The sequence below is a fragment of the Microbacterium sp. NPDC078814 genome, assembly GCF_040702645.1.
GTDB lineage: Bacteria > Actinomycetota > Actinomycetes > Actinomycetales > Microbacteriaceae > Microbacterium.
On record NZ_JBFBLT010000002.1, the window covers coordinates 360,858 to 375,976 of the forward strand.

The following is a 15,119-nucleotide window of genomic DNA, read 5'->3' on the forward strand; positions in this document are numbered from 1 at the left end:
CACACTGTAACCCATGGAGCAGGCGAACGGCAGAGGGGCCGACAGGCCCGAGATGCGCTGGAACGGCTGGGGCGATCCGGACCGGGCGAAAGACCTTCCGCTCGCGGTGCGCGGCCTGCTGCCCCTGCTGCTGGGTCGTGTTCCCCGTCCGCCCCGTCCGCCGGCGCTGGATGACGTGCGGGTGCGGCCCTCGCGACTGACCGCGGATGATCGCGACGCGCTGGCGGCGGTGGTCCGCCCCGATGCGGTGGACGTCACGACGTCGGTGCGCCTCCGGCACGCCGGAGGACGCTCCACCCCCGACCTTCTGCGACGACGGCATCCCGAGCAGGATGCGCCCGACGCCGTGGTGTTCCCTGCGGACCACGACGCCGTGCGCGCCTGCCTCGCTCTGGCGGGGGAGCGCGGGATCGCCGTCATCCCGTTCGGCGGAGGAACGAGCGTGGTCGGTGCGCTGGATCCGGAGACCGGCCGGCATCGTGCCGTCGTCAGCCTGGACCTGCGTCGACTCTCCGGGCTGCTCCACCTCGACCCGCTCAGTGGTCAGGCGACTCTCGCGGCGGGCACGACGGGACCCGAGGCCGAAGCGCTGCTCGGCGCCCAGGGGTTCGAGCTCGGGCACTTCCCGCAGAGCTTCCGGTACGCCACGATCGGCGGTTTCGCCGCCGCCCGATCCTCCGGACAGAACTCCGCGGGCAACGGGCGTTTCGACGCGATGGTGACGGGGATCCGGGTCGCGACGCCCACGGGGGACCTCGACCTCGGCCGCGCACCGGGATCGGCCGCCGGCCCCGACCTCGTCCGCCTCTTCCTGGGCTCTGAGGGGATCTTCGGCGTGATCACCGAGGTCCGGGTCCGGGTGCATCCGGTGCCGACGGACCGGATCTTCGAGTCGTGGACCTTCCCGGACTTCGACCGCGGCGCCGATGCGCTCCGGCGGGTGGTGCAGCACGGTGCGGGTCCCACGGTCATCCGCCTCTCCGACGAAGCCGAGACCGCGGTGAGCCTCGCCCAGGTCGGCCGGATCGGGAAGGCTCTCGCGAAGGGAGCCGGCGTCGTGACGGTGTTCGAGGGCGAGGACGCCGCCGGCCGCCGGGACCGGACCGCCGCGATCCTCGCTGCGGCAGGCGGCCGCAGTGCCGGCACCGGCGACGCGGAGGATTGGGCGGCGGGACGATTCGACGGTCCGTACCTGCGCGACGCTCTGCTCGACGCCGGGGTGTTCTGCGAGACGCTGGAGACCGCGACGACCTGGTCGAACCTGCGCACTCTGAAGGAAGCGGTCGAGGCGGCCCTGCGGGACGGCTTCGACGCGGCGGATGCCCGCTCATACATCATGTGCCATGTCTCCCACGTGTATCCGACGGGCGCCTCCCTCTACTTCACGGTCCTCGCCGGGCTGCGACGGGACCCCCTCGGCGCGTGGGCGCTCGTGAAGGGGAGAGTGAACGACGCGATCCTCGCGAACGGCGGGACCATCAGCCACCATCACGCCGTGGGTCGCGATCATGCCCCGTGGCTCGCGGAGGAGATCGGGGACACCGGCATGCGGATCCTCACTGCCGTGAAGCGGGAGCTCGATCCCCGCGGCATCATGAACCCGGGCGCCGTCCTCGCCGATGTCCCGATCGGGACGACCGTCTGAGATGGGGCACATCGCGGTGCTGTCGAACCCGCTGTCCGGCAAGGGCCGCGGGCAGCGGGTCGCGGACGACGCGCTCGCTCACCTCCGACGGCGCGGGGCGGACGTGCGCGTGTACGCCGGGCGTTCGGCTGCCGACACGAGGCGGCTGGCCGCGGTGGCCCTGGACGCGGGACCGGACGGACTCGTCGTCGTGGGCGGCGACGGCACCCTCTCGGGCATCCTCGAGGTCGTGTGTGCGGCGGGTGTCCCGGTGACGGTGGTTCCCGCCGGCACGGGGAACGATCTGGCGCGCGCGCTCGGGCTGCCGCGCGCGGACGTGTCGGAGGCCGTGGAACTCGCGCTGACCGGCGTGCCCCGTGCCATCGACATCGGCGAGGTGCGGACCGCGACGGGCACCTCGCTGTTCCTCACGGTGGCGGCGCTGGGCTTCGATGCCCGGGTGAGCGATCGCACCAACCGCCTCCGCTGGCCCTCCGGCGCGTTGCGGTACTACCTCGCGCTGCTGGTCGAGCTCGTCCGGCTGCGTCCGTTCGACTTCACGATCCGCGTCGATGACGGCCCGGAGACGGCGGCACCCGGCACGCTCGTCGCGGTCGGGAACACCGCGAGCTACGGCGGGGGTATGCCGGTGTGCATCGGCGCCGCCCCGGACGACGGCGTCCTCGACATCGTCGCCGTGGGTCCCCTCGGCCGCCTCCGCCTGGTGCGACTGTTCCCGCTCCTCCTGCGCGGGACGCACCTGGCGCGCCGGGAGGTGCGGCACGTCCGGGCCCGCACGGTCACCGTCGCCGCCCCGGGTCTCGTGGCCTACGCGGACGGCGAGCGTGTCGGCGAGGAGACCTGCACGATCTCGATCCGCGCGGGCGCGCTGACCGTCATGACCCGGGTGGAGCGGAGGGACGCGCATGTTCGATGAGGACGTCGTCATCGTCGGTTCGGGCTTCGGCGGCTCCGTCGCGGCCCTCCGGCTCACGGAGAAGGGCTACCGCGTCCGCGTGTTCGAGGCCGGGCGGCGATTCGCCGACGAGGACTTCGCGAAGACCAGCTGGGACGTGCGTCGCTACCTCTGGGTCCCGGCGCTCGGGTGCTTCGGGGTGCAGCGCATCCATCGGCTTCCGCACGTCATGATCCTCGCCGGTGCGGGAGTGGGCGGGGGGTCGCTCAACTACGCCAACACGCTGTACGAACCGGGCGCGGCGTTCTTCGCCGACCCGCAGTGGGCATCGATCCGGGACTGGCGCACCGCGCTCGCCCCGCACTATGCCACAGCCCGGCGCATGCTCGGCGTGGTGGACCGCTATCCGCACGACGGACCGGTCGAGCGGATCATGGCCGGAGCCGCCGAGGACCTCGGGGTGGGCGCGACGTTCCGCCGCGCACCCGTCGGCGTGTGGTTCGGGGAACCGGGGAAGCGGGTCGCTGATCCGTTCTTCGGCGGGGAGGGCCCCGAGCGCACAGGCTGCACGCTCTGTGGGAACTGCATGGTCGGCTGCCGCGTCGGCGCGAAGAACACCCTCGTGAAGAACTACCTCGCCCTGGCCGAGCGCCGCGGGGCGGTCATCGAGCCGCTGCGCACCGTCACCGAGGTGCGCGAGCTGCCGGACGGCGGCTTCTCGGTCACGACACGACGCAGTGGTGCCTGGTTCCGGCGGCGTGAGCAGACCGTCATCGCGCGAGAGGTCGTGCTGGCGGCGGGGACCTGGGGCACCCAGCAGCTCCTCCATCGGATGAAGGCGTCGGGCGCGCTTCCGCGGATCTCCGACGCGGTGGGCCGGCTCACCCGGACGAACTCGGAGGCCTTGGACGGTGCCGTCGCCGTCCGGGTGCCGGAGCGGGTGGAGCTGGCGCGGGGCGTGGCGATCACCACCTCATTCCACGTGGACGACCGCACCCATGTCGAGAACGTCCGCTACGGTCCGGGATCCAACCTCATGGGCGCTCTCGCCACCGTGCTGGTCCCCGGCGACCGCGCCTTGCCGGGGCGCCTCGCCGCACTCGCGGGGCAGGTGCTGCGCCGACCCGTGCAGGCCCTCCGCCTCGCCTCCCTCCGGCGCTGGAGCGAACGGGGGATCATCGCGCTCGTCATGCAGACGGCCGACAACTCGCTCACCCTGTCCCTGCGGCGTCGCCTCGGGCGGACGCGGCTCACGAGTGCCCAGGGGCATGGCGCGCCGAACCCCAGCCACCTGCCCGAGGCGCACCGCGCCGCCCGAGCCATCGCCGCGCGTCTGCAGCGCGAGGGCGGGGTGCCCACGGCGGCGCGCGGCTCCTGGCCCGAGGTCTTCGGGATCCCGCTCACCGCGCACTTCCTCGGGGGAGCGGTGATCTCCGGTGCGCCGGAGGAGGGTGTCGTGGACGAGTATCAGCGCGTCTGGGGGCACCCCGGGCTGCACGTCGTCGACGGCGCTGCTGTGCCCGCGAATCCGGGAGTGAACCCGTCCCTGACCATCACCGCCCTCGCGGAGCACGCGCTGTCGCACTGGCCGCGCCGCGGCGAGCCGGATACCCGCCCGGCGCCGCGGACGACGCAGGGGGCCGCGCCCACGGCGCGACCCCCTGCGGAGAGCTGATCAGCGGTTCTGGATACCGCGGATCTGCGGGGTGTGGAAGGAGCCGCCGAATGCGCGCTCGGAGGCCCCCTCGCGGTCGAGGTACGGCGACGCCCCACCATCGATGAACGGCCAGCCGGCGCCGAGGATGAGGCACAGGTCGATGTCCTCGACCTCCGGCACCACGCCCTCGTCGAGCATCAGCTTGATCTCGGTCGCGAGTCCGTCCTGCACGCGCTGCAGGATCGTGGCCGCCGACGCCGGGCTCTTGCCGACGGCGGGCGCCAGGACCTTCTCGGCCTGCTTCGTCCAGCCGACCACACGGCCGCCCTTGTCCTTCTCGACGACCTGGTCGAGCTCGGCCAGGGCATGGAAGTTCTCGTTGGCGTAGAACCGGTCCGGGAACGCGCGCACCATCGTGTCCTGCACGTGCGCGGCGACCTTCCAGCCGACGAGGTCGATGAGCTGGAAGGGGCCCATCGGCAGGCCGAGCGGCGCGAACGCCTTCTCGACGTCGGCGATCGGGGTGCCCTCGTAGACGGCGCGCGCCGCCTCGCCCATGACCTTGGCGAGCAGACGGTTCACCACGAAGCCCGGGGCATCGGCGGTGAGCACCGCGTTCTTGCCGAGGTTCTTGGCGACGACGAACGCCGTCGACAAGGCGGTGTCGGCGGTCGTCGGCGTCTTCACGATCTCGATCAGCGGCATGACCGCGACCGGGTTGAAGAAGTGGAAGCCGACGAGCCGCTCCGGGTGGGCGAGCTTCGCGCCGATCTCCTCGACCGAGAGCGACGAGGTGTTCGTGGCGAGCACCGCGTCCTCCGCGATGATCTTCTCGATCTCGCCGAAGACCTGCTGCTTGACGCCGACCTCTTCGAAGACCGCCTCGATGACGAAGTCGCAGTCCGCGTAGAGGCTCTTGTCGGTCGTGCCGGTGACGAGACCGCGCAGCTTGTTCGCGGTGTCCGCGTCCACGCGGCCCTTCGCCTCCAGCTTGCCGATCTCCTCGTGGATGTAGGCGACGCCCTTGTCGACGCGCGCCTGGTCGAGGTCGGTGATCAGCACGGGCACCTGGAGCTTGCGCACGAACAGCAGCGCGAACTGGCTGGCCATGAGACCCGCACCGATGATGCCGACCTTGGTGACCTTCTTCGCGAGCTCCTTGTCAGGGGCGCCGACCGGGCGCTTCGCGCGCTTCTGCACGAGGTCGAAGGCGTACATCGACGCGGCGAACTGATCGCCGGTCACCAGTTCCGCCAGGGCCTCGTCTTCGCGGGCGAAGCCCTCCGCCTTGGTGCCGCTCTTCGCCTTGTCGAGCAGCTCGAGAGCCGCGTACGGCGACTTCGGCACGGTGCCGATCTTGGACTCCAGCATGCCCCGCGCCATCTTGATGGCGATCGGCCACTTGGTGAGGCGCTCGATCTTGCCCGGCTCGTTCTTGCGCACGACCTTCGTGCCGCCGAGGACCGCGTCCGCCCAGGCGAGCGAGTTCTCGAGGTAGTTCGCCGCGGGGAAGATGGCGTCGAAGATGCCCAGGTCGAAGGCCTGCTGCGGCTTCAGCATGCGGTTCTGCTTGAGCGGGTTGGAGATGACCACCTCGAGGGCGTTCTCGATGCCGATGAGGTTCGGCAGGAGGTAGGCGCCGCCCCACCCGGGGATGATGCCGAGGAAGACCTCGGGCAGTGCCACGGCCGCGGCCGAGGCGTCGACCGTGCGGTACGTGGAGTTCAGGGCGATCTCCAGCCCGCCGCCGAGCGCCAGGCCGTTCACGAACGCGAACGACGGCACGCCGAGCTCGCTCAGCTTCCCGAGCACCTTGTGGCCGAGCTGGGCAATCAGCCGCGCGTTGTCACGCGAACCGACCTTGCTGATGTCGGAGAGGTCGGCGCCGGCGGCCATGATGTACTGCTTGCCGGTGATGCCGACCGCCTGGATCTCGCCGGCCGCCGCGCGGGCCCTGAGGCCGTCCAGCGTCGCGCCGAGTTCGGTGAGGGTGGCCGGACCCAGGGTGTTCGGACGGGTGTGGTCACGACCGTTGTCCAGCGTGATCAGGGCGAGGACCTTGCCCGATGCGAGGCGGATGTCGCGCACGGGGGAGTGCGTGACGACCTCTCCCTCGGTGAGCGCCTGGATGGGCGAGAAGTCGACGTCGTCGTAGCTCACTTCTTCTTCTTTCCGTCGTAGTGCGGGTTCTCCCAGATGACCGAGCCGCCCTGCCCGAGACCGACGCACATCGCCGTCAGGCCGTAGCGCACGTCGGGGCGCTCCGCGAACTGCGCCGCGAGCTGGATCATGAGCCGGACGCCGGAAGCGGCCAGCGGGTGGCCGACCGCGATCGCGCCGCCCCACGGATTCACCCGGGGGTCGTCGTCATCGATGCCGAAGTGATCGAGGAGGGAGATGACCTGGATGGCGAACGCCTCGTTGAGCTCGAACAGACCGATGTCGGAGATGTCGAGGCCGGCCTTCTTGAGCGCCTTCTCGGTCGACGGGATCGGGCCGATGCCCATGATCTCCGGCTGCACGCCGGCGAAGGCGAACGAGACCATCCGCATCTTCGGCGCGAGGCCGAGCTCCTTGACGGCGCTTCCGCCGGCGAGCAGCGACATCGTCGCGCCGTCGGTGAGCGGCGAAGACGTTCCGGCGGTGACGCGGCCGTGCGGACGGAACGGCGTCTTGAGGCCGGCGAGGTCCTCCATCGTGGTCTGCGGACGGCGGCCCTCGTCCTCGGTGGCCAGGCCCCAGGCCCCGTCGGCGCGCTTGATCGCGACCGGCACGAGATCCGGCTGGATCTTGCCGGCGTCATAGGCGGCCTGCACCTTCTGCTGGCTGCGCATGCCGTAGCGGTCGGAGCGCTCCTTGGTGAGGTGCGGGAAGCGGTCGAAGATGCGCTCCGCGGTGACGCCCATGTTGAGGGCTCCGGGGTCGACCATCTTCTCCGCCACGAAACGCGGGTTGGGGTCGGCGTTCGCGCCGATCGGGTGGTGCCCCATGTGCTCGACACCGCCCGCCAGGGCGAGGTCGTACATGCCCACGCCGATCGAGGCGCCCATGGTCGTCACGCTCGTCATCGCGCCGGCGCACATGCGCTCCACCGCGAGTCCGGGGACGGTCTGGGGGAGTCCGGCGAGGATCGCCACCGACCGCCCGAGGGTGAGCCCCTGGTCGCCGGTCTGGCTCGTCGCGGCGATGGCGACATCGTCGATGCGGTCCGCCGGTACGGCCGCGTTGCGCTCCATCAGGCCGATGGTCGCCTTCACGGCGAGGTCATCCGCGCGGGTGTTCCAGTACATGCCCTTTTCGCCGGCGCGCCCGAAGGGGGTGCGCACTCCATCGACGAAGAAGACGTCCGAGATCTCGGCCACTCTGCCTCCAAGTTAGTGCGGTGGCCTCAGTCTATGAACGGCCGGAAACCGGGAGGAATCGGTTGGATCGAACCTACGAAGCGGTCGCGGACGTGGTGTCCGGCGATTGCGCCGCCTCTACAAAGGCGTCGGCGATCTTCTGTGCAGTCTGTTCAACCTGCCAGGGGCGGGCTCCGAGCGCGGAGAGCGCGGCGCCGATCTCCTCCGCCGTCGTCCCAGGGCCGTCCCACGCGACCCGGCGCAGGTACTCGGGCGTGAGGAGGTTCTCGGTGGGCATGCCCAGCTCCTCCGCGACGGCCTCGACGGCGGGACGGGCGGCCTTCAGGCGGGCGTCCGCCTCCGGGTTGCGGTCGCCCCAGGCGCGGGGCGGCGGGAGCGCGTCGCTGGGCACACGCTCGCGCGGCAGCGTCTCGGCGGCACGGCCGTCGACGATCGCCTGCCACCACCGGTCGAGCTGGGTGCGGCTCGCGCGACCCTGGAACTCCTTGACTCCCGCGAGAGCCTGCTTGGAGGCGGGGTTGGCGAGGACCGCAGCGACGAGGGAGCGGTCGGGAACGAGGCGCCCGGGCGAGATGTCCTGCTGCTGCGCGTACATCTCGCGCGCCTCCCACAGGGCGCGGGCGACGGCGAGGTTGCGGGCGCCGCGCACCTGGTGGAGCCCGCTCAGCCGCCGCCAGGGGTCTTCGCGCGGGGCCTTCGGGGCGCGCGCCAGGGTGGCGGCGAACTCCTGCGCGGCGAACGCGGTCTTGCCCTGTTCTTCGAGCTCGGCGACGAGGGCGTCGCGGACGTCGACGAGGTGCAGCACGTCGAGCGCGGCATAGTCCAGCCAGGAGTCGGGCAGCGGACGGGTGGACCAGTCGGCCGCCGAGTGCTCCTTCTTCAGGGTGATGCCGAGCGTGTCCTCGACGACGGCGGCCAGACCCACCCGGTCGTGACCGAGCAGACGGGACGCCAGCTCGGTGTCGAAGATCTCCTTCGGCTCCAGGTGCAGCTCGCGCAGCGACGGGAGGTCCTGGCTGGCCGCGTGGAGCACCCACTCGACGTCGCCGATGGCCTCCTGCAGGGGAGCGAAGTCGCCGATCGCGGGCGGGTCGAACAGGAACACCCCGGCCTCGCGCCGGAACACCTGAACCAGATAGGCCCGCTGCGAGTAGCGGAAGCCGGACGCCCGCTCGACATCGACGGCGACCGGCCCGGTGCCTGCGGCGAGCGCAGCGCAGGCGGCACGGAACTCCTCGGTTTCGGAGATCACGGAGTATTCAGTCACGTACAGCCTTTCGCGCGCCGATCACGGCGATGCCCTCGGAACCCGGCGGAAGCCCCGCCAGCATTCCGACCAGCTCGGCCCATGCTTCGACGTGCGGTCGGAACGGGCCCTCCGGAGTCCAGGACGCCCGCAATTCTATCTGTGCGCCGTCGCCCTCGTCGGCGAGGCCCCCGAATCCCTTCGACAGCGTCTTCGTCGACGTGCCGGACGGGGAGTGGTAGATCGCGTCCCGGGAATCCAGCGCGTCCACGAGCCACGACCAGGTGACGTCGGCGAGCAGGGGGTCGGTGCCGATCTCGGTCTCGAGTGGCGCCTGGGCGAAGATCACGATGCGCCAGGCGCCGCCCCAGGCATCCGGCTCGTCCGGATCGTGCAGCAGGATGAACCGTCCGGTCCCGTACACGGAGTCGCCGTCCTCGCCCGGGCGGACGTCGGCGGACAGGGCGATCGCGAAGGGGGCCAGATTCTGGGGCGTGGGGATCTCACGGACCGCGATGTCGTCTCGGAACGCGGTCGCGCGCAGTTCGGCCACGGCGGCGTCGAAGGGCGTCCCGGCCTCGGGGTGTGCGGTCACGGCAACAGGCTAGAGTCGGAAGGCGATGAAGAGTCTCAGGCACGCCGTTGCGATCGTTGTCCCCGCGCTCCTCGCTGTGGGCGCCGCCGTCGGGGTCCTCGTGATCGCGGTGGCGCGCCGGGTCGTCACCCCGTTGCGAAGCCGCATCCAGGACACCGAGATCCTCGCGATCGACACCGGCGCTCAGACGATCGAGCTCCGCCGCACGCTCGACACCGAGCTCCCGGGGCGATACGGCCTGTTCACGACGGGCACCTACGGCTACGTCAAGCTCGGTGCCGTCCTCAGCGCCGACGGCACGACGGTGCGGCGCAAGCTCCTCACGAAGATCGAACCCGGCGCCAGAGTGGACCGAGGAGCGTCCTTCAGCGGCAGCTACTACACGTCGCCGAGCGAGCTGCACCTGCGCTGGGAGAACGTGCTCATCGGCTCTCCGGCCGGGCCGTGCCCCGCATGGTTCTTCCCCGGGGACTCCTCGACCTGGGTCATCCAGGTGCACGGTCGGGGCACGACCAGGGCCGAATGCCTCCGTGCCGTGCCGGTGATGCACGCGGCGGGGCTGCCCACTCTCGTCGTGTCCTACCGCAACGACGGCGAGGCCCCGCGCACCAGAGCGGGCGCCTATGCCCTCGGGGCGTCGGAGTGGCGCGACGTGGACGCCGGGATCGCCTACGCGCTGCGTCACGGCGCCGAGCGGGTCGTGCTGATGGGCTGGTCCATGGGCGGGGCGGTGTCCCTGCAGGCTGCGGTCAACTCCGGCCATCGCGATCGCATCGCGGGCATCATCCTCGAGTCGCCGGTCGTGGACTGGCGCACCGTGCTGCGCTTCCAGGCGCGGGTCGCCCGAGTGCGCGAGCCCCTGCCCGCCCTCGCCATGGGGGCGCTGCAGCTGCCGCTCACGGCGAAGCTCAGCGGTGCGGACGAACCCATCCTGTTCGACCGCCTGGACATGGTCGCCCGTGCCGACGAACTGCACGCGCCGATCCTCATCCTGCACAGCGACGACGACGGCTTCGTTCCCGCGGACGCCTCGCACGCCCTGCAGGAGGCGCGGCCGGACCTCGTGACCATGCCGCGCTTCACGGTCGCGAGGCACACCAAGCTCTGGAACTACGACGAGAAGGGCTGGACCACCGCGATCACGGAGTGGCTCGCGGCGCAGGGGCTCAGCGCTTCTGCCTGACCTGGTTCTTGGCGCGCATCAGCATGCCGGTCATGCCGCCGATCCGCAGCGGTGACACGGCCTTGGTGAGTCCGATCGACTGCGGGTAGTCCTCGGGGATCGCCAGGACCTCGTCCGCCGTCAGCCCCGTGAGGCCCTGCACCAGGATGCTCGCGAACCCCCGGGTCGTCGGCGCCTCTTCCGGAGCCGTGGCGTGCATGGTCACGACGTCGTCGTGGACTTCGACGTAGATGTAGACCGGCGACTGGCACTCCGCGACGCGCTCGCACATCTCCGGATGCGCCGCCACCTCATCGGAGACGGCGGGCAGCTCGTCGGCGTACTCCAGGAGCAGCAGCAGGCGATCCGATTCCGGGGTCTCCAGGAATCCGTCGCGGATCTCGGCGAGGGTCTCGGGCAGGGCGGAGGCGTTCATCCCCGCCATTCTCCCACCTCAGACGGTGCCGGGCTCGGTACCCGTGACGATCGGGACGCGCACCGCGCTGCCCCACTCGGTCCACGAGCCGTCGTAGTTGCGGACGTTCTCGAAGCCGAGGAGGTGCTTCAGCACGAACCACGTGTGGCTCGAGCGCTCCCCGATGCGGCAGTAGGCCACGACGTCGTCGCCGTCCTGCAGCCCGGCGCCGTCCCGGTAGATGGCGTCGAGTTCCGCACGGCTCTTGAAGCCGCCGTCCTCGGCGACCGCCTTCGCCCACGGCACGCTCTGCGCGGTGGGGATGTGGCCGGCCCGCAGCGTCCCCTCCTCCGGATAGGCGGGCGCCGTGGTCCGCTCGCCGCTGTACTCCTCCGGCGAGCGCACGTCGATGAGCGGGTTGCCGAGATGGGCGAGCACGTCCTCCTTGTAGGCGCGGATGGCCGTGTCGTCCCGCTCCACCACCGGGTACTCCGTGGCGGGGCGGTTCGTCGCCTCGCGGGTGAGCTCGCGGCCCTCCGCGATCCAGCGGTCACGACCGCCGTCGAGGAGGCGCACGTCCTCGTGGCCGAAGAGGGAGAACACCCAGAGCGCGTAGGCGGCCCACCAGTTGTTCTTGTCGCCGTAGATCACGACCGTGTCGTCGCGGGCGATGCCCTTGCGGCTGAGCAGCTCGGCGAAGCCCTCGCCGTCGACGTAGTCCCGCACCACCGGGTCGTTCAGCTCGGTGTGCCAGTCCACCTTCACCGCTCCGGGAATGTGGCCCGTCTCGTAGAGGAGGACGTCCTCGTCCGACTCGACGACCACGAGGCCGGGCTCTCCCAGGTGGGCGGCGAGCCACTCGGTCGTCACCAGGCGGCCGGGCTCGGCGTACTCGGCGAACTTGGGGGAGGAGGAGTCGAACTCGATGGCCATGGGGTCTCCGTAGCGGTGAGCGGGCGAGCGGGCGGTGCGGACGGCGTAGTGTGGATCCGTCCCTTCGACGATAGATCCTCCGCGCGCCCCCGGGACCCGATCCGTAAGACTTCGACACAGGCCGTTGCCTGATTCAGGACCGTGATGACCGACCCGACCACCCGCACCGGAACCGTCCACCTCACCGAGCGCACGCCGACGGTCAGCGGACCCGAGATGCTCGCGAGCCTCGTGCCGCCGCCGCAGTTCGACGACGCCACGTTCGACAGCTATCGGGCGGACCCCGCCTACCCGTCCCAGGAGGAGGCGAAGCAGACGCTGCTCCGCTTCGCCGGACGCGGCGCCCCCGTCAAGCGCGGCGGTCTGTTCAGCCGGGCCAAGAAGGAGCCGGAGCTCAAGCCCGGCGTCTACCTCGACGGCGGCTTCGGCGTGGGCAAGACCCATCTGCTCGCCTCGATCTACCACGCGATGCCGGCCCGACGGAAGTACTTCGGCTCGTTCATCGAGTACACCGCCCTGGTGGGTGCCCTCGGCTACAAGAACACCGTCGACCTCCTCAAGGGCGCCGATCTGCTCTGCATCGACGAGTTCGAGCTCGACGACCCGGGCGACACCATGGTCATGACGCGCCTGCTGGGGGAGCTCGTGCCCACCGGCACCCGGCTCGCGGCCACATCCAACACGCCGCCGAACGCGCTCGGCGAGGGGCGCTTCGCCGCGCAGGACTTCCTCCGCGAGATCCACGCGATGTCGGACAGCTTCCAGACCCTGCGCATCGACGGCGTCGACTTCCGGCAGCGCGCGATCGACGGTCACGCCGTGGCGCTGGACGATGCCGCCTACAGCGCCGCCGTGGACGCCGCCGCGGCGGACGGCGCCGTCTCTGACGACGCGTTCGACGACCTCATCCGGCACCTGGCGCAGGTGCACCCCTCGCGCTACATCCGGCTCATCGACGGCCTGCACCGGGTGGGGCTGCGGGGCGTGCGCCAGCTCACCGACCAGTCCGAGGCCCTGCGGTTCGTCGCCTTCGTCGACCGCGTCTACGACGCCCAGATCCCGATCCTCGCGACGGGCCTCGGGCTGGACGCCGTGTTCTCCGACGAGATGCTCGCCGGGGGCTACCGCAAGAAGTACCTGCGCGCCATCTCCCGGCTCAACGCGCTCACGCATTCTGCGTAAGCCCGCAGGCCCGCGTAACGCGATGTTCACACGCGGAGCCGGGCTGTAACGGCGGGGAAACAAACCTCACGCATGGGCGAAATCGCCCGTGGTCACACTGAAGCTCTCAACTACTTCGGATGTGAGGTTTTCCTATGGATGCTCCCGGCAACATCTCGTGGGCGATCACCGCGACGGCACTGGTGCTGCTCATGACGCCCGGCGTCGCGTTCTTCTACGGCGGTCTCGTCAAGGCGAAGAGCGTCGTCAGCATGATGATGATGAGCTTCGGCTCGATCGGACTCGTCGCCGTGCTGTGGATTCTCTTCGGCTTCTCGATGAGCGCCGTGGACAGCCCGACGGCCTTCGCGGGCAACCCGTTCGCGGACATCGGCCTGTCCAGCCTCGCCTCGGGTGAGGGGTCGAACGTCGCCCTCCTCAGCGTCGCGTACGGCGCCACCTTCGCGATCATCACCGTCGCCCTCATCTCCGGGGCGATCGCCGATCGGGCGAAGTTCGGCAGCTGGCTGATCTTCGCGGGCGTCTTCGCCACGGTCGGCTACTTCCCGGTCGCCGCCTGGGTCTGGGGCGGTGGCTGGATCATGAACCTCGGCACCACCCTGTTCGGCGAGGACAGCGGCATCGGCGTGATCGACTACGCCGGCGGCACCGCGGTGCACATCAACGCGGGCGCCGCGGCGCTGGCCCTCGCCCTGGTGCTCGGCAAGCGCATCGGCTTCCAGAAGGGCATCCTCAAGCCGCACAACGTGCCGCTGACGCTGCTGGGCGCCGCCCTGCTGTGGTTCGGCTGGTTCGGCTTCAACGCCGGTGCGGAGTGGCTCGCCGAGGACATGGGTGGCGTCGGCCTCATCGGCCTGAACACGCTCGGCGCGACGGCGGCGGCGATCCTCGGCTGGATCCTCATCGAGCGCATCAAGGACGGCAAGCCCACCTCCGTCGGAGCCGCCTCCGGTGCGGTGGCGGGTCTCGTGGCGATCACCCCGGCGTGCGCCAACCTCACCCCCGGGTGGTCCCTCCTGCTCGGCGCGGTCGCCGGCATCGTCTGCGCCCTCGCAGTGGAGCTGAAGTTCCGCCTCGGCTTCGACGACTCGCTCGACGTGGTCGGCATCCACCTCGTCGGCGGTCTCATCGGCACCGTGTACCTCGGCTTCTTCGCGACCGGCACCGGCCTGTTCGTCGGCGGCGACGCCCGCCAGCTCGCCGTCCAGGTGATCGCCGCCGCCGGCGTGCTGATCTACTCCTTCGTGGTCGCCTGGGTGATCGGCTTCGTGATCCAGAAGACGATCGGGTTCCGCATCACGAACGAGGACGAGATCGCCGGTGTCGACCAGGTCGTCCACGGCGAGGAGGGCTACGCCCTCGCGAACGCGTGACGACGGTTAGGGTGACCGTGTGGGCACGACCAGCAACGGCATCCTGAAGACACTCGCGGATCTCCTGCGCCGAGCAGTGGGCTCCCCCCGGGCGTCGCGGACCTCTCCCGGTCCGCGGCGCCCGGACGCGCGTCTGCGGACGGCCGAGGAGCGCGAGCGGCGGTCGGCATCGGATGCCGGCGTCGAGCCGGGACGCGCCCGCGGGACCGAGACCGTGCGGCTCGATGCCGGGCGCATGCCGGCCGTCCGCGTGTCCTACGCGCCGCAGCGGGACGGGGCCCCGGATGCGGGCGAGGTCGTCTGGACCTGGGTGCCGTACGAGGAGAACGACGGCCGAGGCAAGGACCGACCGGTGCTGGTGATCGGGCGGCAGTCCTCCGAACGGGTGTACGCGGTGCGGATGACCAGCCGGCCGCACGACGGCGACCGCGACTACCTCTCGATCGGGAGCGGGGAGTGGGACGGGCAGGGCCGCGAGTCCTGGGTCGACATCGAACAGCTCTACAGCGTCCACGAGCGTGGTCTCCGCCGGGAGGCAGCGGCCCTGGACCGTACCCGGTACGCCCGGGTCGCCGCGGCGCTCCAGCGGCGATACGGATGGGCGCAGAGCTGAGGCGGATGCCGCGTTCCCATCCGATGGGGGCAGGGCTCCGA

At 71.0% G+C, this 15,119-nt stretch carries 13 protein-coding genes; 7 read left to right on the forward strand and 6 right to left on the reverse strand.

Translation table 11 applies throughout. The features are described from left to right. The first annotated feature begins 13 nt into the window (after nt 1–13). Genes AB0300_RS04990 through AB0300_RS05000 form a run of 3 tightly spaced genes read left to right on the forward strand, consistent with a single transcriptional unit; the run spans nt 14 to nt 4,215 of the window. Entirely contained in the window at nt 14–1,645 is a 1,632-nt protein-coding gene (locus tag AB0300_RS04990) for an FAD-binding oxidoreductase (RefSeq protein ID WP_231729438.1), read from the forward strand. Nucleotide 1,646: 1 nt separating this feature from the next. Further along, entirely contained in the window at nt 1,647–2,561 is a 915-nt protein-coding gene (locus AB0300_RS04995) for a YegS/Rv2252/BmrU family lipid kinase (RefSeq protein ID WP_025103562.1), read from the forward strand. Next, on the forward strand, nt 2,551–4,215 hold the full coding sequence (locus AB0300_RS05000) for a GMC family oxidoreductase (RefSeq protein ID WP_366215571.1): 1,665 nt from the start codon (nt 2,551–2,553) through the stop codon (nt 4,213–4,215). The genes AB0300_RS04995 and AB0300_RS05000 overlap by 11 nt, the downstream gene beginning before the upstream one ends. On the opposite strand, the gene AB0300_RS05005 is transcribed toward AB0300_RS05000, so the two are convergent. From AB0300_RS05005 to AB0300_RS05020, 4 genes are all read right to left on the reverse strand, one after another. Then, nucleotides 4,216–6,357 (reverse strand): 3-hydroxyacyl-CoA dehydrogenase NAD-binding domain-containing protein, encoded by a 2,142-nt coding sequence (locus AB0300_RS05005; RefSeq protein WP_366215572.1) that lies wholly within the window; start codon nt 6,355–6,357, stop codon nt 4,216–4,218. Next, nucleotides 6,354–7,559 (reverse strand): thiolase family protein, encoded by a 1,206-nt coding sequence (locus tag AB0300_RS05010; RefSeq protein ID WP_249521848.1) that lies wholly within the window; start codon nt 7,557–7,559, stop codon nt 6,354–6,356. Before AB0300_RS05010 ends, AB0300_RS05005 begins: the two co-directional genes overlap by 4 nt. 73 nt (nt 7,560–7,632) lie before the next feature. Beyond that, complete coding sequence (locus AB0300_RS05015; protein ID WP_126893129.1) at nt 7,633–8,826, reverse strand: HRDC domain-containing protein; 1,194 nt, start codon at nt 8,824–8,826, stop codon at nt 7,633–7,635. Then, nucleotides 8,819–9,400 (reverse strand): DUF3000 domain-containing protein, encoded by a 582-nt coding sequence (locus AB0300_RS05020; protein ID WP_025103557.1) that lies wholly within the window; start codon nt 9,398–9,400, stop codon nt 8,819–8,821. Before AB0300_RS05020 ends, AB0300_RS05015 begins: the two co-directional genes overlap by 8 nt. 25 nt (nt 9,401–9,425) lie before the next feature. On the opposite strand from AB0300_RS05020, the gene AB0300_RS05025 reads away from it, so the two are divergent. Continuing rightward, the gene (locus AB0300_RS05025; protein WP_025103556.1) at nt 9,426–10,583 is read left to right on the forward strand and encodes an alpha/beta fold hydrolase; all 1,158 of its coding nucleotides are present in this window, start codon (nt 9,426–9,428) and stop codon (nt 10,581–10,583) included. On the opposite strand, the gene AB0300_RS05030 is transcribed toward AB0300_RS05025, so the two are convergent. Together AB0300_RS05030 and AB0300_RS05035 are read right to left on the reverse strand one after the other, a co-directional pair. Continuing rightward, nucleotides 10,567–10,998: a SufE family protein gene (locus AB0300_RS05030; protein ID WP_025103555.1), complete on the reverse strand. Its 432-nt coding sequence runs from the start codon at nt 10,996–10,998 to the stop codon at nt 10,567–10,569. The two genes, AB0300_RS05025 and AB0300_RS05030, sit on opposite strands and share 17 nt — an antisense overlap. A gap of 18 nt (nt 10,999–11,016) precedes the next feature. Then, entirely contained in the window at nt 11,017–11,910 is an 894-nt protein-coding gene (locus tag AB0300_RS05035) for a sulfurtransferase (RefSeq protein WP_025103554.1), read from the reverse strand. A 144-nt stretch (nt 11,911–12,054) separates the two neighbouring features. On the opposite strand from AB0300_RS05035, the gene zapE reads away from it, so the two are divergent. From zapE to AB0300_RS05050, 3 genes are all read left to right on the forward strand, one after another. Next, nucleotides 12,055–13,092, forward strand: coding sequence for a cell division protein ZapE (gene zapE / locus AB0300_RS05040; RefSeq protein WP_025103553.1), 1,038 nt, complete (start codon nt 12,055–12,057; stop codon nt 13,090–13,092). Between the two features lie 134 nt (nt 13,093–13,226). After that, nucleotides 13,227–14,465, forward strand: coding sequence for an ammonium transporter (locus AB0300_RS05045; protein WP_025103552.1), 1,239 nt, complete (start codon nt 13,227–13,229; stop codon nt 14,463–14,465). 19 nt (nt 14,466–14,484) lie between these two features. Continuing rightward, entirely contained in the window at nt 14,485–15,078 is a 594-nt protein-coding gene (locus tag AB0300_RS05050; protein WP_025103551.1) for a type II toxin-antitoxin system PemK/MazF family toxin, read from the forward strand. Nucleotides 15,079–15,119 lie beyond the last annotated feature (41 nt).

Excerpts from the sequence above, each read along its gene's own strand:
- AB0300_RS05030 (WP_025103555.1), bottom strand. The coding sequence starts at position 10,998 with ATGAACGCCTCCGCCCTGCCCGAGACCCTCGCCGAGATCCGCGACGGA.
- AB0300_RS05045 (WP_025103552.1), top strand. The coding sequence starts at position 13,227 with ATGGATGCTCCCGGCAACATCTCGTGGGCGATCACCGCGACGGCACTG.
- zapE (WP_025103553.1), top strand. The coding sequence starts at position 12,055 with ATGACCGACCCGACCACCCGCACCGGAACCGTCCACCTCACCGAGCGC.
- AB0300_RS04995 (WP_025103562.1), top strand. The coding sequence starts at position 1,647 with ATGGGGCACATCGCGGTGCTGTCGAACCCGCTGTCCGGCAAGGGCCGC.
- AB0300_RS04990 (WP_231729438.1), top strand. The coding sequence starts at position 14 with ATGGAGCAGGCGAACGGCAGAGGGGCCGACAGGCCCGAGATGCGCTGG.
- AB0300_RS05035 (WP_025103554.1), bottom strand. The coding sequence starts at position 11,910 with ATGGCCATCGAGTTCGACTCCTCCTCCCCCAAGTTCGCCGAGTACGCC.
- AB0300_RS05025 (WP_025103556.1), top strand. The coding sequence starts at position 9,426 with ATGAAGAGTCTCAGGCACGCCGTTGCGATCGTTGTCCCCGCGCTCCTC.
- AB0300_RS05000 (WP_366215571.1), top strand. The coding sequence starts at position 2,551 with ATGTTCGATGAGGACGTCGTCATCGTCGGTTCGGGCTTCGGCGGCTCC.